Below are 20,388 nucleotides of genomic sequence, written 5' to 3'. Positions count from 1 at the left end.
TGGCCGACGGCGGGTGGCGTCATTGACCCTCCTGCTCGATGTGATGACGCCCCCGGCCCGTGCCGGGGGCGTCGTCGTGTCTGCGGGAGGATGACCGCATGAGCCGGATCGTGCTGGGTGTCAGCGGGGGAGTGGCCGCCTACAAGGCCGCCCTCCTCCTCCGCGCCTTCACCGAGGCCGGGCACGACGTGCGCGTCGTCCCCACGCCGAGCGCGCTGCAGTTCGTCGGCGCGGCCACCTTCGAGGCCCTGTCGGGGAACCCGGTCACGACCGACGTGTGGTCCGACGTCCCCGAGGTAGCCCACGTGCGGATCGGGCAGACCGCCGACCTCGTCGTCGTCGCGCCCGCGACGGCGGACCTGCTGGCCCGCGCGGCCACCGGCCGGGCGGACGACCTGCTCACCGCCACCCTGCTCACCGCGCACTGTCCGGTCCTCTTCGTCCCGGCGATGCACACCGAGATGTGGCTGCACCCGGCCACCCAGGACAACGTGGCCACCCTGCGCCGCCGCGGCGCCCTGGTGCTGCCGCCCGCCGTCGGCCGCCTCACCGGCCCCGACTCCGGCCCCGGCCGGCTGCCCGAGCCGGCCGACATCGCGGCCCTGGCGCAGCTGGTGCTCGACTCGGGCGCCGCGGCGCTGGCCCCGGACCTCGCCGGGAAGAGGGTCCTGATCAGCGCCGGCGGCACCCGCGAGCCGCTGGACCCCGTCCGCTACCTGGGCAACCGCTCCTCGGGGCTGCAGGGCTGGGCGCTGGCGCGCGTCGCCGCGGCCCGCGGCGCCGACGTCGTCCTCGTGGCCGCGAACGTGGACGCGCCGACGCCCTTCGGCGTCCGGGTCGTGCGCGTCGGGACCGCCGAGGAGCTGCGGACGGCGATGCGCGACGAGGCCGCCGGGGCCGGCGACCGGGCCGCCGACGTCGTCGTGATGAGCGCCGCCGTCGCCGACTTCCGCCCCGAGACCGTCGCGACCACCAAGCTCAAGAAGGGGTCCGCAGCCGAGCCCTCGGCGATCCCGCTGGTGCGCAACCCCGACGTCCTCGTCGAACTGGTCACGCACCGCCCGCCGGGGCAGCTCGTGGTCGGCTTCGCCGCAGAGACCGGCGACGACGACGGCGATGTGCTGGCCCACGGCCGGGCCAAGCTCGCCCGCAAGGGCTGCGACCTGCTGGTCGTCAACGACGTGTCCGACGGCCGGGTGTTCGGCAAGCCGGACAACGCCGCGGTGGTGCTGGGATCCGACGGGTCGACGACCGAACTCCCGGCCGGCAGCAAGGATGCCGTGGCCGCCGGCATCTGGGCAGCGGTCGTCCCCCGCACGGGGTGATCGGGCAGCCGGGACCGACCTCCGGCGCCACCGACCCCGCCCGCGCCGGTACGGTGCAGGCGCACACCGCGTGCGGGCGACTCCGCCCCGCGCGCCGTTCCGCGCAGCCGAGCAGTCAGGGAGACCGAGTGTCACGCCGCCTCTTCACGTCCGAGTCGGTGACGGAAGGCCACCCGGACAAGATCGCCGACCAGATCAGCGACGCCATCCTGGACGCGATGCTCGCCCAGGACCCGCGCAGCCGCGTCGCCGTCGAGACCATGATCACCACCGGTCAGGTCCACATCGCCGGCGAGGTGACCACCGCCGGCTACGTCGACATCGCGCAGATCGTCCGCGAGACCGTGCTCCGCATCGGCTACGACTCCTCCCGCAAGGGCTTCGACGGTGCCTCCTGCGGCGTCAGCGTCTCCCTCGGCTCGCAGTCGCCGGACATCGCCCAGGGCGTCGACTCCGGCTACGAGTCGCGCACCGGTGGCGCCACCGACGACGAGATCGAGCGCCAGGGCGCCGGCGACCAGGGCCTGATGTTCGGCTACGCCACCGACGAGACCCCCGAGCTCATGCCGTTGCCGATCGCGCTGGCGCACCGGCTCGCGCGCCGGCTGGCGGCCGTCCGCAAGGACGGCTCCGTGCCCTACCTGCGCCCCGACGGCAAGACCCAGGTCACGGTCGTCTACGAGGACGGCCGGCCCGTCGGCGTGGAGACCGTCGTCGTCTCCTCGCAGCACGCCGAGGACATCTCGATCGACCAGCTCCTGGCGCCCGACATCAAGGAGCTCGTGGTCGAGCCGGAGCTGCAGGCCCTCGGCCTGCCCACCGGTGACTACCGGCTGCTGGTGAACCCCACCGGAAAGTTCGTGATCGGCGGCCCGATGGGCGACGCCGGCCTGACCGGCCGCAAGATCATCGTGGACACCTACGGCGGCATGGCCCGGCACGGCGGCGGCGCCTTCTCGGGCAAGGACCCGTCGAAGGTCGACCGCTCCGCCGCCTACGCGATGCGCTGGGTCGCCAAGAACGTCGTGGCGGCCGGGCTGGCCAAGCGCTGCGAGGTGCAGGTGGCCTACGCCATCGGCGCGGCGCACCCGGTCGGCCTGTTCGTCGACACCCACGGCACCGGGACCGCCCCCGACGACGTCCTGGAGAAGGCGATCACCTCGGTGTTCGACCTGCGCCCGGGCGCGATCGTGCGCGACCTGGACCTGCTGCGGCCCATCTACAGCCCGACGGCGGCGTACGGCCACTTCGGTCGCACCGACCTCGACCTGCCGTGGGAGCGCACCGACCGCATCGAGGCCCTCCGCGCCGCCTGCGGGGTCTAACCCACCTGCGTGTCCGTAGGGATCCGTTCCGCGCCCGGAACGCCCCCGGGCAGCGGGGCCGACATCCGTGCCCGCAGGGGCCCGTTCCGCGTCCGGAACGGGCCCCTGTCGCACGGTGCCGGCACGTCCTGTCGGTGAGAGCGGAGAGACTGGCCGAGTGCTGATCGCCCGGGTCGTCGTCGACGTGCCCCTGGCGCACCTGGACCGGCCGTTCGACTACGCCGTCCCCCCGGAGCTGGTCGACGGCGTCCGCGCCGGCTGCCGGGTGCGCGTGCGCTTCGCCGGTCAGCTGGTCGACGGGTTCGTCGTCGAGCTGGCCGCGCACACCGACCACCAGGGCAGGCTCGCGCCGCTGGCGAAGCTGGTCTCGTCCGAGCCGGTTCTCACGCCGCAGGTCGCGGCGCTCGCCCGGGCGGTGGCCGACCGCTGGGGCGGCACGCTCTCCGACGTGCTGCGGCTGGCGATCCCGCCGCGACGGGCGTCGGCGGAGAAGCGGCCGCCCGCGGAGCCCCCGCCGCCGCCGGAGCCGCCCGACCCCGCCGGGTTCGCCCGCTACCCCGCGGGCGCAGCGCTGCTGGGCGCGCTGGCCGAGGGCCGGCCCGCCCGGGCGGTGTGGACGGCGCTGCCGGGCGAGGACTGGCCCGCCCGGCTGGTCGAGCTGTGCCGGGCGACGCTGTCGGGCGGCCGCGGGGCGCTGGTGGTCGTCCCCGACGGGCGCGACCTGGACCGGCTCGAGGCGGCGGCCGACGCGCTGCTGCCGAAGGGGTCGGCGGTCGTGCTGCGGGCCGACGCGGCCCCCGACGCCCGCTACCGGCGGTTCCTCGACGTCGCCCGCGGCAGCGCGAAGGTCGTGCTGGGCACCCGCGCGGCGGTCTACGCGCCGGTCGCCGACCTCGGCCTGGTTGCGATCTGGGACGACGGCGACGACCTGCACGCCGAGCCCCGCGGCCCCTACGCGCACGCGCGGGACGTGCTGGTGCACCGCGCCCACCTGACCGGCTGCGCCGCCGTCGTCGCGGCCACGGCCCGCACCGCCGAGGCCGCGCTGCTGCTGGAGAGCGGCTGGGCGCAGGAGCTGGCCGGCGACCGGGCGGCGTTGCGCGCGGCCTCGCCCCGGGTGCACGCGCTCGGCGCGGACTCCGAGCTCGCCCGCGACCCGGCCGCCCGCACCGCGCGGCTGCCCAGCCTCGGGCACCGCGTCGCCCGCGAGGCCCTCGCCGCCGGGGCGCCGGTGCTCGTGCAGGTGCCGCGATCGGGCTACACGCCGGGGCTGTCGTGCGACCGCTGCCGGGCGCCCGCGCGCTGCTCGGCCTGCGCCGGGCCGCTGGGCATCGCGGCGACCCCCGGCCCGGGCGGCTCCCGGGTGCCCGCCTGCCGCTGGTGTGCCCGGCCGGCCGCGACGTTCGACTGCCCGCACTGCTCCGGCACGAAGCTCCGGGCGTCGGTGGTCGGCGCCTCGCGGACCGCGGAGGAGCTGGGGCGGGCGTTCCCCGGCGCGGCGGTGCGGGTGTCGGGGCGCAGTTCCGGCGTCCTCGCGACGGTCCCCGCCGGCCCGGCGCTCGTGGTGGCCACCCCGGGCGCGGAGCCCGTCGCCGAGGGCGGGTACGGCGCCGCGCTGCTGCTGGACTCCTGGGCGCTGCTGGGGCGGGCCGACCTGCGGGCGGGGGAGGAGACCCTGCGCCGGTGGATGAACGCCGCCTCGCTGGTGCGCCCTGCCTCGGCCGGCGGGCAGGTGGTGGTCGCCGCCGACGCCGCCCACCCCGTCGTCCAGGCGCTGGTCCGCTGGGACCCGGGCTGGCTGGCCGAGCGGGAGCTCGCCGACCGGCGCGAGCTCGGCTTCCCGCCGGCCACCCGGATGGCGTCGCTGTCGGGCTCGCCGGAGGCGCTGGCGGACTTCCTGGCCGCGCTGCGGCTGCCGGACGGCGCCGACGTGCTCGGGCCGGTGCCGGAGCAGCCGCGACCCGGTCAGGACGGGGTGCGCGAGCGCTACCTGGTGCGCACGGCGCGGACCGAGGGGGCGGCGCTCGCGCACGCGCTGGCCGCGGTCCAGGGGGTGCGCAGTGCCCGGAAGGTCGCCGAGCACGTGCGGGTGCAGCTGGACCCGACGGAGCTCGTCTGACGAGGACCACCCCGCCCCCCTCGAGTTGATCATCGTCGTCCGGTCGTCGCCGGCGGCGTGTCGACCAGCCGGATGCCGATGATCGGCGCGGGTGGAGGGGGTCGTCGGGCCGCCGCCTAGGATCGACCGGTGAGCGTGACCCCGATCCGGCTGTACGGCGACCCGGTGCTGACCACCCCGGCCGCGCCCGTCGCCGACTTCGACGCCGAGCTCCGGACCCTGGTGGCCGACCTGACCGAGACCATGCAGGCCGCCGGTGGCGCCGGCCTGGCCGCGCCCCAGATCGGCGTCGGCCTGCGGGTGTTCACCTGGTACGTCGACGGCGAGCTCGGTCACCTGGTGAACCCCGACGTGACCCTGGTCGGCGAGGAGGAGCAGGAGGGCCCCGAGGGCTGCCTGTCCATCCCGGGGTACGCCTACGACTGCCGCCGCCACCTGCACGTCGCGGCCACCGGCTGGAACATGCACGGCGACCCGGTGCGGATCGAGGGCTCGCACCTGCTGGCCCGCGCGGTGCAGCACGAGGTGGACCACCTGGACGGCGTCCTGTTCGTCGAGCGGCTCGATCCGCAGGCCCGCGAGGCCGCGCTGGCCGCCCTCGCCGAGGCCGAGTGGGCCGGGATGGCCGCCTGGGTCCCGCGCGTGGAGGTGAGCCCCCACTGAGGCTCCTGTTCGCCGGTACGCCGGCACCCGCCGTCCCCTCGCTGGAGGCGCTCCTCGGCTCCGGCCACGAGGTGGTCGCCGTCCTCACCCGACCCGACGCGCGGCGGGGCCGTGGCCGCTCGGTCGGCCGGTCCCCGGTGGCGGAGCGGGCCGACGCCGCGGGCATCCCGGTGCTGCAGCCGCGGTCCCCGCGCGAGCCGGAGTTCCTCGAGCGGCTGGCCGAGCTCGCCGTCGACTGCGCCCCCGTGGTCGCCTACGGCGCGCTGGTGCCGCAGGCCGCCCTCGACGTGCCGGTGCACGGCTGGGTCAACCTGCACTTCTCGTTGCTGCCGGCCTGGCGGGGGGCCGCGCCCGTGCAGCACGCGATCATGGCCGGCGACGAGATCACCGGCGCCGCCACCTTCCGGCTGGAGGCAGGCCTGGACACCGGTCCGGTCTTCGGCACGGTCACCGAGCCCATCGGGCCCCGTGACACCGCCGGGGACCTGCTCGGGCGCCTCGCGGTCAGCGGGGCGCAGCTGCTGCTGGCCACCCTCGACGGCATCGCCGCGGGCGCGTTGGAGCCCCGGCCGCAGCCGGGCGATGGGGTCAGCCTCGCGCCGCGGATCGAGGTCGCCGACGCCCGGGTGGACTGGTCGCTGCCGGCGCACGTCGTCGACCGGCGGGTGCGCGGGGTGACGCCGGCGCCCGGCGCGTGGACGACGTGGCGCGGCGACCGGCTGCGCCTGGGGCCCGTCGAACCGCTGCCGACCTCGTTCGGGCTCGAGGCGGGGGAGCTCGCCGTCGGGCCGACCGGCGTGCTCGTGGGCACCGGCCGCGGCGCGGTCCGGCTCGGCGAGGTCCAGCCGGCCGGCAAGCGGATGCTGCCCGCGCCGGACTGGGCGCGCGGCGCGCGCCCCGAGCACGGCGAGCGGGTGGGCGGGTGACGCGCCCGCCGCGCCGGGGCGGCCGCGGCCCCGGCCGCCCGGCCGGGCGGCAGGACCTCCGGCCGCGACCGCAGCTCGACGGCGCCCGGCTCACCGCCTACGACGTCCTGGACGCCGTCTCCGCACGCGAGGCCTACGCCAACCTGCTCCTGCCGCAGCTGCTCCGCGAGCGGAAGCTGGACACCCGGGACGCCGCCTTCGCCACGCAGCTGGCCTACGGCGCGCTGCGGGCCCGGGGCACGCTCGACGCCGTCCTGGCGACGCTGGTCGACCGCCCCCTGGGCGAGCTCGACCCGCGGGTGCTGGACCTGCTGCGGCTGGGCGCCTACCAGGTGCTGGACCTCCGGGTGCCGGCGCACGCGGCGGTCGACACCACCGTCGACCTGACCCGCGCCATCGTCGGCCCGGGCCCGGCCGGGCTGGTCAACGCCGTCCTGCGCAAGGTCGCCACCGGCGGCGACCGGGCGGCCTGGCTCGAGCGGCTGGACGCCTCGGGCGACGAGCGGCTGGCGCTGGCCACCGACCACCCGCGCTGGGTGGTCGAGGCCTGGCGCGAGGCGCTCGGCGACGAGTCCGAACTCGAGGCGGCCCTGCTCGCCGACGACGCCGCTCCCGAGGTGCACCTCGTCGCCCGGCGGGTGCCGCGGGAGCAGCTGGTCGAGGAGTCCGGCGGGGAGCCGGGGCCGTGGTCGCCGTACGCGGTGCGGCTCGGCGGCGGCGACCCCGGCCGGCTGGCGGCCGTGCGGTCCGGCGCCGCCGCGGTGCAGGACGAGGGCAGCCAGCTGGCCGCGCTGCTGCTGGCGCGCGCCCCCCTGGAGGGGCCGGACGCCGCCTGGCTGGACATGTGCGCCGGTCCCGGTGGCAAGTCGGGGCTGCTGGCCGCCGTCCGCCCCGCCGGCGTGCGGCTGACGGCCGCGGACCGGGCACCGCACCGGGCCGAGCTGGTCCGGCAGGCGCTGCGCGGCGAGGACGACGTCGAGGTGCTCGTGGCCGACGGGCGCGAGCCACCATGGGCGCCCGGCTCGTTCGACCGGGTGCTCGTCGACGCCCCCTGCACCGGCCTGGGCGCGCTGCGCCGCCGCCCGGAGGTGCGCTGGCGCCGCACGGCGGACGACGTCGCCCCGCTGGCCGAGCTGCAGCGGGACCTGCTGGCGCACGCGCTGACGGCGGTGCGCCCCGGCGGCGTCGTGGCCTACGTGACCTGCTCGCCGCACACCGCGGAGACGGTGGCGGTGGCCGACGCGGCCGCGGCGCGGGACGACGTCGAGGTGCTGCCCGTCGCGCCGCTGTTCCCCGAGGTGCCCGGCATGGCCCGCGGGGACTACGGGCAGCTGTGGCCGCACCGGCACGGCACCGACGCGATGTTCCTGAGCCTGCTCCGCCGCACCCGCTGAGGGCCGCCTCCGGCGCGCGGGGGCGAGGTGCCCGGCGGGCGCGCGCGGCGTCGGGGTGCCCGGCCGGAGAGCGCGGCGGCGAGGTGCTCAGCCGGGGCCGACGGTGCCCGAGACGCGCAGGCCCATCGACTGCGCGCGGTACCGCCAGCAGGCCGCCGTCACGTGACCCGTGACGTGGTCGGCCAGCCACCGCACGTCGCCCGTCGCGGCCAGCAGCCCGGGGGAGGGCTCGTCCGGCTCCCCGCGCCGCCGATCGAGCAGCCCGGCGGCCGCGGCCACCGCGGTGACCGCGGCGTCCTGCGCGGTCAGCCCGACGCCGCCGACCTCCGGGGAACGCGCGAGGTCGCGCCGGGTCTGGTCCGCGGCCCGGTCGACGTACCGGTCCCGGCGCAGGAGCTGCCGGCGTCGCACCCAGCGCCCCGACGCCTCGTTGGCCGCGGCGAGGTCGGCCAGCCCGAGCCGCCGCTCGTCCAGCCAGCCGTCCAGGGGCCGGCCCGGCTCGGCGACGACCGCGGCGAGCAGCCGGTCCGCGGGCGGGAAACCGGTGGGCTCCGCGTCGATCTCGACGGCGTCGTCGGTCTGCGTCACCCGGCCGGCCAGCGCGAGGTCGAGCAGCAGCCCCGCGCGCACCGCGGCCGAGGCGATCAGCAGGTCGGACAGGCGGCCCTGGGAATCCAGGCAGAGCGCGGAGACCCGGACGGCGACGCCGTCCGCCAGCGGGCCCCCCGTCACGCCGGCCACGCCACGCTCGGGTCCGGGTCGGCGGTCATTCCCGCAGATTAGGGAACGGGGGTGGACGGGCGGCACGGAGCATCGCCCGGAAGGGGCGCGACGCCGCTGCCTAGACTCGGCAGACGTGCCCCGCGCCCCGATGATCGCCCCCAGCCTGCTCTCCGCCGACTTCGCGCGGCTGGCGGAGGAGACGCAGCGGGTGGCCGACGCCGACTGGCTGCACGTCGACGTCATGGATGCCCACTTCGTGCCCAACCTGACCCTGGGCCGCCCCGTCGTGGAGGCGATTCAGGCGGTGAGCCCGATCCCGCTGGACTGCCACCTCATGATCGAGGCGCCGGAGCGCTGGGCCCCCGGCTACGCCGAGCTCGGCGCCCGCAACGTCACCGTCCACGCCGAGGCCTGCACCGGCGACCCCCGCGCCGTCGCCCGGGACCTGCGGGCCGCCGGCGCCCTCGCGGGCCTGGCGATCAAGCCCGGCACCCCGCTGGAGGACTACGTCGAGATCCTCCGCGACTTCGACACCCTGCTCGTCATGACCGTGGAGCCGGGCTTCGGCGGTCAGGCGTTCATCGCCGAGGTGCTGCCCAAGGTGCGCCGCGCACGCGAGCTGGTCGACGCCGGCCACCTGACGCTGTTCGTCGAGGTGGACGGCGGCATCAACGCCGACACCATCGAGCAGGCCGCGGAGGCGGGCGCCGACGTCTTCGTGGCGGGCTCGGCCGTCTACGGCGCCGCCGATCCGGCCCGCGCCATCGCCGCGCTGCGCGCCCAGGCCGCCGGAGCGCAGGCCGGGTGACCGCGCCCTGGGCCGAGCGCATGGCCATGGCGCGCGCCCTCGCGCTGGGGGAGTCGGTGCTCGGCACCACGAGCCCGAACCCTCCGGTCGGCGCCGTGGTCCTGGCCGCCGACGGGACCCCGGTGGGGGAGGGCGCCACCGCGCCGCCCGGCGGCCCGCACGCCGAGGCCGCCGCCCTCGCCGAGGCCGGCGACCGGGCCCGCGGAGGCACCGCCGTCGTCACCCTCGAGCCGTGCGCGCACACCGGCCGGACCGGCCCGTGCACCGACGCGCTGCTGGCGGCCGGGATCGCGCGCGTCGTCGTCGCCGTTCCCGAGCCGACCGCCCTGGCCGGCGGGGGTGCGCAGCGGCTGCGCGACGCCGGGGTCGAGGTCGAGATCGGCATGGAGGGCCCGGCCGCCGAGGCCGGCGCGCTGGCCTCCTGGCTGACCGCCGTGCGCGAGCAGCGGCCCTACGTGGTGTGGAAGGCCGCCGCCACCCTCGACGGCCGGGTCGCCGCCGCCGACGGCTCCAGCCGCTGGATCACCGGCGACGCGGCGCGGGAGGCCGTGCACCGGCTGCGGGCCACCTGCGACGCCGTCGTCGTCGGCTCCGGGACGGCCCTGACCGACGATCCGCAGCTCACCGTGCGGCGTCCCGACGGGAGCACCGCGGACCGCCGTCCGCTGCGGGTCGTCGTCGACCGGCGCGGCCGGCTCCCCGCCACCGCCCGCGTGCACGACGACGCCGCGCCCACCCTGGTCAGCGCCGCGCCCACGCCCGCCGGGCTGCTGGCCGAGCTCTACGACCGCGACGTGCGCCGGCTGCTGCTGGAGGGCGGGCCGACGCTGGCCGCGGCCTTCCTCCGCGAGGAGCTGGTGGACGAGGTCGTGCTGCACCTGGCCCCGAAGCTGCTCGGCGCCGGCGCCCCGCTCGTGGGGGACCTGGGAATCGGCGCGATCTCCGCGGCGCTGTCCCTCACGGTGGTCGACGTCGCCCGCGTGGGTGCCGACGTCGAGATGCGGCTGCGCCCCGCCCTGCGGGGAGACCGATCGGACCGGGACGAGAGGATCTGACCGTGTTCACCGGGATCGTCGAGGAGATCGGCACGCTCGTCGCGCGCACCGAGCAGGCGGATTCCGCCGAGCTCGCCATCCGCGCCGCCACCGTGCTCGGCGGCGTCGCCCTCGGCGACTCGATCGCGGTCAACGGCGTCTGCCTGACGGTCACCGGTGTCGAGCCGGGCCCCGACGGCACGGGCGTCTGGAGCACCGACGTCATGGCCGAGACCCTGCGCCGCAGCAGCCTCGGCGGCCTGGGCGCGGGCGACCCGGTGAACCTCGAGCGGGCGGTCACCCTGCAGACCCGGCTCGGCGGGCACCTGGTCCAGGGTCACGTCGACGGCGTCGGCACGGTTCTCACCCGCACCCCCGGCGAGCGCTGGGAGGTCGTGCGCCTGGCCCTGCCTCCGGCGCTGGCCCCCTACCTGGTGGAGAAGGGCTCGATCACCGTCGACGGCGTCTCGCTCACCGTGAGCGCGGTCAGCGCCGTCGACGACCCCGAGCCCTGGTTCGAGGTCAGCCTCATCCCCACCACCCTGCGCGAGACGACACTGGGTACCCGCCAGCCCGGCAACCCGGTCAACCTGGAGGTCGACGTGGTCGCCAAGTACGTGGAGCGACTGCTGGAGGCGCGGCGATGAGCGGCGAGCCGCGGGTGCGCCTGGACGGCATCGAGGACGCCATCGCCGCCGTCAAGGCCGGCCGCGGGGTCGTCGTCGTCGACGACGAGGACCGCGAGAACGAGGGCGACCTGATCTTCGCCGCGGAGCACGCGACGCCGGAGCTGGTCGCCTTCATGGTCCGCTACACCTCCGGCTACGTCTGCGTGGCAGTGAGCGAGGGAGACGCTGACCGGCTCGAGCTGCCGCCGATGTACCGGGTCAACCAGGACCGGCACGGCACGGCCTACGCCGTCACCGTGGATGCCCGGGAGGGCGTGAGCACCGGCATCTCCGCCGCCGACCGCGCGCACACCATCCGGCTGCTGGCCGATCCGGCCACCGCGCCCACCCAGCTCTCCCGCCCGGGACACGTCGTCCCGCTGCGGGCCAAGGAGGGCGGCGTGCTGCGCCGCCCGGGCCACACCGAGGCCGCCGTCGACCTCGCCGTGCTGGCCGGGCTGCGGCCGGCCGGGGTGCTGTGCGAGCTGGTCAGCGAGGAGGAGCCGACGCGGATGGCGCGCGCCGGCGAGCTGCGCGCCTTCGCCGATGCCCACGGCCTGGTCATGGTGTCGATCGCCGATCTCATCGCCTACCGCAAGCGCTTCGACAAGCTCGTGGAGCGGGTCGCCGAGGCCGTCGTCCCGCTGCCGCCGGGCACGTTCACCGCGGTCGGCTACCAGAGCTCCTACGACGAGCGCGAGCACGTCGCCTTCGTCATGGGCGACATCGGCGACGGCCGCGACGTGCTGGTGCGCGTCCACTCCGAGTGCCTCACCGGCGACGTGTTCGGCTCGCTGCGCTGCGACTGCGGTCCGCAGCTGCAGGCCGCTCTCACGGCGGTGGCCGACGAGGGCCGCGGCGTCGTCCTCTACATCCGGGGACACGAGGGCCGCGGCATCGGCCTGCTGCACAAGCTGCAGGCCTATCAGCTGCAGGACCTCGGCGCCGACACCGTGGACGCCAACCTCGACCTGGGGCTGCCCGCGGACGCCCGCGACTACGGCACCGGCGCGCAGATCCTCGTCGACCTGGGGGTCCGCACCATGCGCCTGCTGACGAACAACCCGGCCAAGCGCGCGGGCCTGGAGGGCTACGGCCTGCAGGTGGTCGGCCGGGTCGCGCTGCCCAGCCACGTCACCGCCGAGAACCTGTCCTACCTGCGCACCAAGCGGGACCGCATGGGGCACCTGCTCGACATCCTCGAGCCCGAGACCGAGTCCGGGCCCGACGACGTCCCGACCGTGCCGGGCACCGGCGTGCCGCTGGGCCGGACGGAGCAGGTCCTGTGAGTGGATCGGGAGCACCGACCGCGGAGCCGGTCGACGCCGCCGGACTGTCGCTGGGCATCGTCGCCACGACCTGGCACGCGGAGATCACGGCCGCCCTCCTGGAGCGGTCGGTCGCCGCGGCGACCGCGTGCGGCGTGCCGGACCCGACCGTCGTCCGCGTGCCGGGCGCGGTCGAGCTGCCGGTGGTGGCCCAGGCGCTCGCCGAGCGGCACGACGCCGTCGTCGCCCTCGGCGTGGTGATCCGCGGCGGCACCCCCCACTTCGAGTACGTGTGCGACGCCGTGACCGCGGGGCTGACCCGGGTGGCGCTGGACGCGGGCCGGCCCGTCGGCAACGGCGTCCTCACCTGCGACACCGAGCAGCAGGCCCTCGATCGGTCGGGGCTGCCCGGCTCGACCGAGGACAAGGGCTGGGAGGCCGCCGTCGCGGCGCTGGCCACGGCACTGACCCTGCGCGCGCTGCGCGCACCACAGCGGACCACCGGGTTCGCCGCGAACCCGGGCCTGGGAGGACGAGCGTGAAGACCTTCGACGAGCTGTTCGCCGAGTTGTCGGACAAGGTCGCCACCGGCGACCCGGGCTCCGGCACGGTGACGGCGGTGCGCGACGGCGTCCACGCCGCGGGCAAGAAGGTGGTCGAGGAGGCCGCCGAGTCGTGGATGGCCGCCGAGCACGAGGACGAGGCGCGGACGGCGGAGGAGATCAGCCAGCTCCTCTATCGGGTGCAGGTGCTCATGCTGGCGCGGGGTCTCAGCCTGGCCGACGTCTACGCTCACCTCTGAGGAAGGACCTCGTCCCTCCCCACGACGCGCTCCGCACGCCGCGGGCCCCTGGGACGAGGCCGCTCCGGACTCGTCCACCACGTCTGCTGAAGGAGCCGCACGAGTGCTGCGCATCGCCGTGCCCAACAAGGGCGTCCTGAGCGAGCCGGCCGCCGAGATGCTCGCCGAGAGCGGCTACCGCCAGCGGCGCAGCACGAAGGACCTCGCGGTCTACGACCCCGACAGCGACACCGAGTTCTTCTACCTCCGCCCGCGGGACATCGCGGTCTACGTCGCCGCAGGCACCCTCGACGTCGGCATCACCGGCCGCGACATGCTGCTGGAGACCGGGTCCGACCACGGCGAGGGCGCCCCGGCGATCGAGGTCATGCCCCTGGGCTTCGGTCGCTCCTCGTTCCGGTTCGCCTCGCCGGTGGAGTCCGGCATCGAGACGGTCGACCAGCTCGCCGGCAAGCGCATCGCCACCGCGTACCCGGTCCTGCTGCAGCGGTTCCTCGACGACCGCGGGATCAAGGCCGGGGTGGTCAAGCTCGACGGCGCGGTGGAGACCGCCTGCCGCCTGGGCGTGGCCGATGCCGTGTGCGACGTCGTGGAGACCGGCACCACGCTGCGGGCCGCGGGCCTGCACATCATCGGCGACCCGGTGCTCAGCAGCGAGGCGATCCTGATCGGCCGCGAGGGCGCCGAGGAGATCCCGGCCGTCGCGCAGCTGCGGCGCCGGCTGCGCGGCGTGCTCGTCGCCCGCCAGTACGTGCTCCTGGACTACGACTGCCCCAACGAGCTGCTCGGGCGGGCCACGGCGATCACGCCCGGGCTCGAGGGCCCGACGGTGAGCCCGCTGCAGACCGCGGGCTGGTCGGCGGTGCGCGCGATGGTCCGCCAGACCGAGACCAACCGGCTCATGGACGAGCTGTGGGAGCTCGGGGCGCGCGCCATCCTGGTCACGAGCATCCACGCCTGCCGGATCTGAGGGCGGTCCGGCTCCGGGGGTCGGCGTCCCGGTCCTGGCCGGCAGCGTCGGCCCGGCGCCGGCCGTTGCGGTTCCCCGGACGGCCGGCCGAGGGCCTACGCCCCGCGGGGTGCGGTCAGCGCGGGCGGGTGGTGCGGTCGACCAGGTCGATCGCGGTGGACAGCCCGAGCGCGAGGGCCCGGCCGCTGGTGGAGCCGGTCGCGAGGAGGCCGGCGATCGCCGGACCCAGCGGCCGCTCGCCGACCAGGCCCTGCAGGACGGCGGCGTACTCGCCGCTGACCCGCCCGGCCATCGCGTGCCGGAGCAGCGCCCGGGAGAGCTCGGTGGTGCGCCCGGCGGTGAGGGCGTAGACGCCGCCGGCGAACCGGTCCGCGGCCGGGTGACCCAGCAGGACCAGGCCGGCCATCGTTCCGGCCATGACGTCGTCGCCGGCCGGGGTCAGCCCCGGGCCCAGGCCGACCAGCCGCGTGGCGGTGCGCAGCGCGGCGTCCAGGTCGGCGCGGCGGACCGCGCCGCGGAGCGCGGCCAACGGACCGCCCGGGCCCCCGGGCAGCCCCGGCAGGTTGAAGGCGCTGTGCGGACCGTCGCCGTACAGCGCGGTGCGCAGCTGCCGGACGCCCTCGGGCAGCAGCGCCGGGCGCGGACTCGGCAGCTTCGGGCGCGGGTCCCACCACGCCGCGGCGCTGACCGCGAGGTCCCCGACGACGATGCGGCCGCCCCCGACCTCGGCCGGAGCGCCGGCGGGCAGCGCGACCAGCGGCCGGCCGTTGCTCGGCCGGAAGAGGACGCAGCCCAGCGGCAGCCGGGCGGAGTCACTGGTGAGGACGCCGACGACCTCGGGGCCGCGCTCGGTGGCGACCTGCAGGTAGACGGCTGCCGGGAGGGTCGTGAGGACCCGGGCCGGCCGGACGGGGCCGCGCAGGAGCTCCGCGACGCCCGTGCTCGCGGATGCGGGGACGGCGCTGGCGGCGCGGGACGCGGCGGCGGTGCGGGCGGTCGCCTGCGCGGACTCGCGGGGCAGCGGGATGGTCGGTACACCGGCGCGTGCGGCCTGGCCCCGAGCGTTCGGGGAACCGGCGGCGCGCCGCGGGATGTCGTCGATGGTGCGCATCGGAGGCCCTTCTCCGTGGTGGCGGTGAGGGCCCCCCCTGACCGGTGCCCCCGTCCGGACCCGTCCACCCGTCGGGGGTCGGGGCGTCCGTGACGTGGTCGCCACCTACCATCCAGCGGGCGGAGTGGATCCGGACTACGAAAGTATTCGGCGCGTCGCGGGCCGAAATATGGCGGAAGTCGCCAAGAATGGAGCGTGCGACACGGGGACTCCTGACAGACTGGCCCCAATACTGTAGCGACCACAGGAACTATGCGGTGCTGAACGCTCACGCGCTGTTACGACTCGCAGAAGAGGGACACGCCCGGTGACGACAGGTTCTCGGACCGTCAGCGAAGCGATCGGGCCTACCCGGCCCCCGGCAGAGTCAAACATCGCTGTTTCGCGCCGTCGGAGGCAGCCCCGGTGACCGAGGTCAGACCCCAGCACGCCAGCTGGCAGGAGCGCTCCGGGCTCACCCTCGAGGAGGCGCTCGAACTGCCCGCACTGGTCGGCACCGAGCTCGTCGCCGGCGACGGCGGACGGCAGCGGCTCGTCCGGCACATGGTCGTCGACGACCCGTCCGACCCCCTGTCGGTGGCCGGCCCCGACGTCCTCGTCGTACTGGGCGCCCGGCTGCCCGCCGCGGACGCCGTCAACTGCCGCGCCCTGGTCGAGCGCCTGGTGTCCATGGGCACGGCGGGCCTGGCCTACCGGCGCACCGAGGGGCCGGCCCCCGTGCCGCCCGAGGTGCTGGCCGAGGCCGACCGGCGGGACTTCCCGGTGCTGGCGGTGCCGGCGACCGCGCGCATGGACGAGGTCGTGTCCGACGTGCTGGGCGCCGTCGTCGCCAAGCAGGGCGAGGCCCTGGCCCTGTCGCTGCGGATGCACGACCAGTTCATCGACGTGGCGCTGAGCGGCGGCGGCCTGGCCGAGGTCACCGACCAGCTGGCCAACTACCTGGAGGGCGCCGCCGTCCTGGGCCTGGGCCCGGACCGCGAGGTCGTCACCAGCGCGGGGCCGAGCGGGGACGTCACCGAGATCAGCGACTGGCTCTGGCTGCTGGACGCCGCGGCCGACGACCTGATGGCCGAGATGGCCCCCGCCCGGCGGATCTCCGGCCAGCGCGCCGTGCAGGCCGTGGTCACCCCGGCCGAGGTGCTGGCCGGCGCCGACCTCTCGCCCGCCGACGGCATCCTGCTCGTCCCGGGCCACCACCAGCTGCCCGGCGGGGTGGGGGAGTACGCCGTCGCGCCGATCGTCGCCGGTGACCAGCGGCAGGGCTGGCTCGTCGCCGTCCACCGCACCGGGCCCCTGCTGTGGGGCGCCGGTGGCGTGCTGGAGCGCGCGGCCGTCGTCGCCGCGCTGTCGGTCATCCGCCAGCAGGCGGTCCACTCGGTCGAGCTGCGCTTCCAGGGCGATCTCGTGCGGCGGCTGGTGGCCGGGTCGCTGCGGCACACCGAGCGGGTGCTGGCCCAGACGCGGTCGTTCGGCTGGCGGCTGGACGGGCCCGTCGTCGTCCTCGTGACGGCGACCGAGACCGCCGCCGACCCGGCGGCCGATCCCACCCGCGCGCTGGACGTCCTCGACCGGCTCGCCGACGGCTGGCGCTCGGCGCTGGAGGGCGAGGTGGCCGGCGCGGCCGTCGCCGGCCTGTCGACCGAGATCGTCACGGTCCTGCCGCTGGACGGTCGCAGCCCGGAGGAGATCAGCTCCCTCGTCGCCGCGGTGACCTCGCGGGTCAACGCCCGGGTGCGGCGGGTGGGCCGCGTGCTCGCCACCGGCATCGGCCGCCCCGCGGGCTCGCTGTCGGCGCTCGGCGAGGCCTACCAGCAGGCGCAGCGGGCGCTCAGCGTCGGCCAGGAGATCCACGGTCCCGCCACCGTCACGCACTTCGACCAGCTCGGCGTCTTCCGGTTGCTGTCGCTCATCCCCGACAGCACGGAGCTGCGCTCCTACGTCGACGAGGTGCTCGGCTCCCTCGCCGACGCGGCCGATCCCGACTCCGCCGACCTGCGCGAGACGCTGCGGGTGCTGCTGGAGACCAACCTCAACGTCGCCGAGTCCGCCCGCCGGCTGCACTTCCACTACAACACGATGCGGTACCGCATCGGCAAGCTGGAGCGGCTCCTCGGCCCGTTCACCACCGACCCGACGCTGCGGCTGAACCTGCTGCTCGCCCTCCACGCGGCCCGCATGCGCGGGCTGGACCAGCCGCACCGCCCGCCGGTGGACGCCGGCCTGCTGCCCCCCGACGACGGCCTCGACCCGCTGATCTGACGCGGGAGCCGCCCCCGCCGGATGCGACCGGGTCCCCGCGGCGGGGGCGTCGGCCCCGGGGCCCCGGGCGGGCTAGTCGCGGAAGACCTCGATGGTGGCGCCCATCTCCACCAGCCGCTCGTACAGGTGCTCGTAGCCGCGGGCGATGATGTCGACGTTGCGCAGCACCGAGGTGCCCTTGGCCGCGAGCATCCCCAGCAGCAGGCAGACCGCCGGCCGCAGCGCCGGCGGGCAGACGACCTCCGCGGCGCGCCAGCGGGTGGGCCCGGTGACGAGCACCCGGTGCGGGTCGAGCAGCCGGACGTCGGCGCCCAGGCGGGTGAGGTCGGACAGGTGGATGGCCCGGTTGTCGTAGACCCAGTCGTGGATGAGCGTCGAGCCGGTCGCGGCGGCGGCGATCACCGCGAAGAAGGGCAGGTGGTCGATGTTGAGGCCCGGGAACGGCATCGGGTGGACCTTGTCGATCGGCGCCCGCAGGTCCGAGGGCTCGAGGGTGATGTCGGCCAGCCGGGTGTGGCCGTTCGCGGCCCGGTACTCCGGCGACAGCGAGTAGCGCAGCCCCATCTCGGTGAGGACGGCGAGCTCGATCTCGAGGAACTCGATCGGCGCGCGGCACACGGTCAGCTCCGAGCGCGTGACGATGCCCGCGGTGAGCAGGCTCATCGCCTCCACCGGGTCCTCGCTGATCGTGTAGTCCACGTCGGCGTCGAGCACCGGCCGGCCGCGCACCACCAGCGTCGTCGTCCCGAGGCCCTCGATGTCCACGCCGAGCAGCTGCAGGTACAGGACCAGGTCCTGGACCATGTAGTTGGAGCTGGCGTTGCGGATGGTCGTCGTGCCGTCGGTGCGCGCGGCGGCCAGCAGCGCGTTCTCGGTGACGGTGTCGCCGCGCTCGGTCAGCACGATGGTGCGGTCGGCGGTGGTGGGGGGCGACACGCTGGCCCGGTACTCCCCGGCGTGCGCCTCGACCTCGAGGCCGAAGCGGCGCAGCGCGATCATGTGCGGTTCGACGGTGCGGGTGCCCAGGTCGCAGCCCCCGGCGTAGGGCAGCCGGAAGCTGTCGGCGCGGTGCAGCAGCGGGCCGAGGAACATGATGATGCTGCGGGTCCGGCGGGCGGCGTCGGCGTCGATGCCGGCCAGGTCGAGTGAGTCGGGGACGACCAGGGTGAGGTCGTGGCCGGCGGTGTTCCAGACGGCCGAGACGCCGATGGAGCGCAGCACGTCGAGGATCCGCTCGACCTCGACGATGCGGGCCACGTTGCGCAGCGTGGTGCGGCCGCGGTTGAGCAGCGCGGCGCACAGCAGGGCGACGGCGGCGTTCTTCGACGACTTCACGGTGACGCTGCCCTGCAGCGGCGTCCCGCCGGTGACGCGCAGGTGGGTGGGGCCGGCCGGGCCGAGGGTGATCAGCTCGCTGTCGAGGGCCTGGGAGAGCCGGTCCAGCAGGTCGAGGGTGAGGTTCTGCCCGCCCTGCTCGATGCGGGCGACGGCGCTCTGGCTGGTGCCCAGCCGCTCGGCCAGCTGGGCCTGGGTGAGGCCCCGGTGCCGGCGGGCGTCGCGGACGAGGGCGCCCACGCGCTGCATGGCGGTTCCCTCGGTTTCCGGCTGGGGGGTGTCGGCTGGCTCGAGGGGCAGGGGGGTCACCGTCACGATGGGCCACGCTATCTCGCATGTGAGATAGGCCTGCGACACCACGCCGCTGTCGCGGACGGACCGGTCCGGCCAGAATGGTCCCCGTGGACCTCCTCGTCACCGGCGCGTCCGGGCGGCTCGGCCCCTCGCTCGTGCAGGCCCTGCACCGCGACGGCGACCGGCTGCGGCAGCTGTCGCGCCGGGGCACGGGCCCCGACGCCGTGCGCGGCGACCTCGCCACCGGCGCCGACCTGCCGGCGGCCCTGGCCGGGGCGGAGGTCGTGGTGCACGCGGCCTCCGATCCCCGCAACGCATGGGCGGTGGACGTCGCCGGGACGCGGCGGCTGGTGCAGTCCGTCGACCGCGGCCGGCTCCAGCACCTCGTGTACGTGTCGATCGTCGGCGTCGACCGGATCCCGTGGTCCTACTACCGGGCCAAGTACGCCACCGAGCAGGTCCTGCTGGCCTCCGGTCTGCCGGTGACGATCGTGCGGGTCACCCAGTTCCACGGCTTCGTCGACGAGTTGCTCGCCACCGCCCGCAAGGGGCCGGTGCTACCGGTGCCGATGGGCTGGCGGGTGCAACCGGTCGACGTGGCCGACGCCGCCCGGTACCTGGCCGGGGTGGCCCGGCAGGCGCCGAGCGGCGCGATCGTGGACTTCGGCGGCCCGGAGGAACTGGCGGTCGCCGACCTCGCGCGGATGTGGGCCGCGGCGCGGGAGCCGGGTGCCCACGTGGTGTCCACGCCGTTCCCCGGCCGGCTCAGCAGCGCCCTCCGGGACGGCGCGGCGCTCCCCATCGGCGGCGAGCGCGGACAGCGCAGCTACGCCGACCACCTGGCGGCCTGACCTCGCGTCGGCCCGGTCCAGGCGCTCGTCCCGAGCCGAGGTCGGCGGTCTCCTAGAGGTAGGCGCGGGGGTCGACGGCCGGGGGCAGCTCGCCGGGCACGATCCGCCGTCCGGAGATCTCCTGGGGGATGAGCCGGAGCCAGTGGCCGTGCTCCCCGGGCGCCCAGGGCTCCACCCCGGTCGCGTGCGTGCGGGCCACGAGGTCGGCGCGGTGCTCCTCGCCGACCTCCTCGGCCAGCGCACGGACCAGGACGCTCCAGCCGCTGCGGGTGCGCCGGTCGATTTCGTCCACCTCGAACGCGACGTTGGCGTGCTGCGCCGCGGTGAGCTTGCTGCCCGGCTGGGTCCGGATGACGATCGTCGTCCCGTCCATGGCGTAGTTGACGGGGACGATGATCGGGAAGTGCTCGGCGTTGACCCCCAGCCGGCCGATCTCCTGCGTGGCCAGCAGCCGGTGGCACTCGTCGGCGGGGATGACGTGCATGGTGGCGGCGGACTCGTCGGCGCTCATGG

The 20,388-nt window shown here is 76.3% G+C and carries 19 protein-coding genes; 15 read left to right on the top strand and 4 right to left on the bottom strand.

Annotated features, from left to right (window positions below):
• Positions 1-59: 59 nt before the first annotated feature.
• The 6 genes from coaBC (at position 60) to BMY88_RS12350 (ending at position 7,752) form a co-directional block, all read left to right on the top strand.
• On the top strand, positions 60-1,325 hold the full coding sequence (gene coaBC, locus BMY88_RS12375; protein ID WP_487410555.1) for a bifunctional phosphopantothenoylcysteine decarboxylase/phosphopantothenate--cysteine ligase CoaBC: 1,266 nt from the start codon (positions 60-62) through the stop codon (positions 1,323-1,325).
• A gap of 128 nt (positions 1,326-1,453) precedes the next feature.
• Positions 1,454-2,650: a methionine adenosyltransferase gene (gene metK, locus BMY88_RS12370; protein ID WP_091943580.1), complete on the top strand. Its 1,197-nt coding sequence runs from the start codon at positions 1,454-1,456 to the stop codon at positions 2,648-2,650.
• A gap of 157 nt (positions 2,651-2,807) precedes the next feature.
• Positions 2,808-4,769: a primosomal protein N' gene (locus BMY88_RS12365; protein WP_244524640.1), complete on the top strand. Its 1,962-nt coding sequence runs from the start codon at positions 2,808-2,810 to the stop codon at positions 4,767-4,769.
• A 129-nt stretch (positions 4,770-4,898) separates the two neighbouring features.
• Positions 4,899-5,432, top strand: a complete 534-nt coding sequence (gene def / locus BMY88_RS12360; RefSeq protein WP_091943578.1) for a peptide deformylase — start codon at positions 4,899-4,901, stop codon at positions 5,430-5,432.
• Entirely contained in the window at positions 5,381-6,358 is a 978-nt protein-coding gene (gene fmt, locus BMY88_RS12355) for a methionyl-tRNA formyltransferase (protein ID WP_244524639.1), read from the top strand. Before def ends, fmt begins: the two co-directional genes overlap by 52 nt.
• Positions 6,355-7,752 (top strand): RsmB/NOP family class I SAM-dependent RNA methyltransferase, encoded by a 1,398-nt coding sequence (locus tag BMY88_RS12350; RefSeq protein ID WP_091943576.1) that lies wholly within the window; start codon positions 6,355-6,357, stop codon positions 7,750-7,752. Before fmt ends, BMY88_RS12350 begins: the two co-directional genes overlap by 4 nt.
• Positions 7,753-7,839: 87 nt before the next feature.
• Here BMY88_RS12350 and BMY88_RS12345 read toward each other — a convergent pair whose 3' ends face one another.
• Positions 7,840-8,484, bottom strand: coding sequence for a GPP34 family phosphoprotein (locus BMY88_RS12345; RefSeq protein WP_170861085.1), 645 nt, complete (start codon positions 8,482-8,484; stop codon positions 7,840-7,842).
• 124 nt (positions 8,485-8,608) lie between these two features.
• Here BMY88_RS12345 and rpe point away from each other — a divergent pair, with 124 nt between their 5' ends.
• From rpe to hisG, 7 genes are all read left to right on the top strand, one after another.
• A complete protein-coding gene (gene rpe / locus BMY88_RS12340) occupies positions 8,609-9,283 on the top strand; it encodes a ribulose-phosphate 3-epimerase (protein WP_244524638.1) in 675 nt (224 codons plus the stop codon).
• On the top strand, positions 9,280-10,338 hold the full coding sequence (ribD, locus tag BMY88_RS12335; RefSeq protein WP_244524637.1) for a bifunctional diaminohydroxyphosphoribosylaminopyrimidine deaminase/5-amino-6-(5-phosphoribosylamino)uracil reductase RibD: 1,059 nt from the start codon (positions 9,280-9,282) through the stop codon (positions 10,336-10,338). Before rpe ends, ribD begins: the two co-directional genes overlap by 4 nt.
• A 2-nt stretch (positions 10,339-10,340) precedes the next feature.
• Complete coding sequence (locus BMY88_RS12330; protein ID WP_091943570.1) at positions 10,341-10,964, top strand: riboflavin synthase; 624 nt, start codon at positions 10,341-10,343, stop codon at positions 10,962-10,964.
• Positions 10,961-12,274 carry a bifunctional 3,4-dihydroxy-2-butanone-4-phosphate synthase/GTP cyclohydrolase II gene (locus BMY88_RS12325; RefSeq protein WP_091943568.1) on the top strand — a complete coding sequence of 438 codons (1,314 nt, stop codon included), beginning with the start codon at positions 10,961-10,963 and terminating at the stop codon, positions 12,272-12,274. The genes BMY88_RS12330 and BMY88_RS12325 overlap by 4 nt, the downstream gene beginning before the upstream one ends.
• Entirely contained in the window at positions 12,271-12,795 is a 525-nt protein-coding gene (gene ribH / locus BMY88_RS12320) for a 6,7-dimethyl-8-ribityllumazine synthase (protein ID WP_091943566.1), read from the top strand. The genes BMY88_RS12325 and ribH overlap by 4 nt, the downstream gene beginning before the upstream one ends.
• Complete coding sequence (locus BMY88_RS12315; protein WP_091943564.1) at positions 12,792-13,055, top strand: phosphoribosyl-ATP diphosphatase; 264 nt, start codon at positions 12,792-12,794, stop codon at positions 13,053-13,055. Before ribH ends, BMY88_RS12315 begins: the two co-directional genes overlap by 4 nt.
• A gap of 103 nt (positions 13,056-13,158) precedes the next feature.
• Positions 13,159-14,025, top strand: a complete 867-nt coding sequence (gene hisG, locus BMY88_RS12310; RefSeq protein WP_091943562.1) for an ATP phosphoribosyltransferase — start codon at positions 13,159-13,161, stop codon at positions 14,023-14,025.
• 115 nt (positions 14,026-14,140) lie between these two features.
• Here hisG and BMY88_RS12305 read toward each other — a convergent pair whose 3' ends face one another.
• Positions 14,141-15,136 (bottom strand): oxamate carbamoyltransferase subunit AllH family protein, encoded by a 996-nt coding sequence (locus tag BMY88_RS12305; protein ID WP_091943560.1) that lies wholly within the window; start codon positions 15,134-15,136, stop codon positions 14,141-14,143.
• A 405-nt stretch (positions 15,137-15,541) separates the two neighbouring features.
• Between BMY88_RS12305 and BMY88_RS12300 the strand changes: the two genes are divergently transcribed.
• Positions 15,542-17,395 (top strand): PucR family transcriptional regulator, encoded by a 1,854-nt coding sequence (locus BMY88_RS12300; RefSeq protein ID WP_091943552.1) that lies wholly within the window; start codon positions 15,542-15,544, stop codon positions 17,393-17,395.
• A gap of 72 nt (positions 17,396-17,467) precedes the next feature.
• On the opposite strand, the gene BMY88_RS12295 is transcribed toward BMY88_RS12300, so the two are convergent.
• The gene (locus BMY88_RS12295) at positions 17,468-18,979 is read right to left on the bottom strand and encodes a helix-turn-helix domain-containing protein (RefSeq protein WP_091943550.1); all 1,512 of its coding nucleotides are present in this window, start codon (positions 18,977-18,979) and stop codon (positions 17,468-17,470) included.
• Positions 18,980-19,131: 152 nt separating this feature from the next.
• Here BMY88_RS12295 and BMY88_RS12290 point away from each other — a divergent pair, with 152 nt between their 5' ends.
• Positions 19,132-19,875, top strand: a complete 744-nt coding sequence (locus BMY88_RS12290) for an SDR family oxidoreductase (protein WP_091943933.1) — start codon at positions 19,132-19,134, stop codon at positions 19,873-19,875.
• A 52-nt stretch (positions 19,876-19,927) separates the two neighbouring features.
• Here the strand turns inward: BMY88_RS12290 and BMY88_RS12285 are convergent, their stop codons facing one another.
• Complete coding sequence (locus BMY88_RS12285; RefSeq protein WP_091943547.1) at positions 19,928-20,386, bottom strand: pyridoxamine 5'-phosphate oxidase family protein; 459 nt, start codon at positions 20,384-20,386, stop codon at positions 19,928-19,930.
• Between the last annotated feature and the right edge of the window lie 2 nt (positions 20,387-20,388).

Origin of the sequence: Trujillonella endophytica (genome assembly GCF_900110555.1) — a bacterium.
Lineage (GTDB): Bacteria > Actinomycetota > Actinomycetes > Mycobacteriales > Geodermatophilaceae > Trujillonella > Trujillonella endophytica.
The sequence above is the reverse complement of the archived record's forward strand: the minus strand, read 5'-3'. Positions and strand labels throughout refer to the sequence as shown.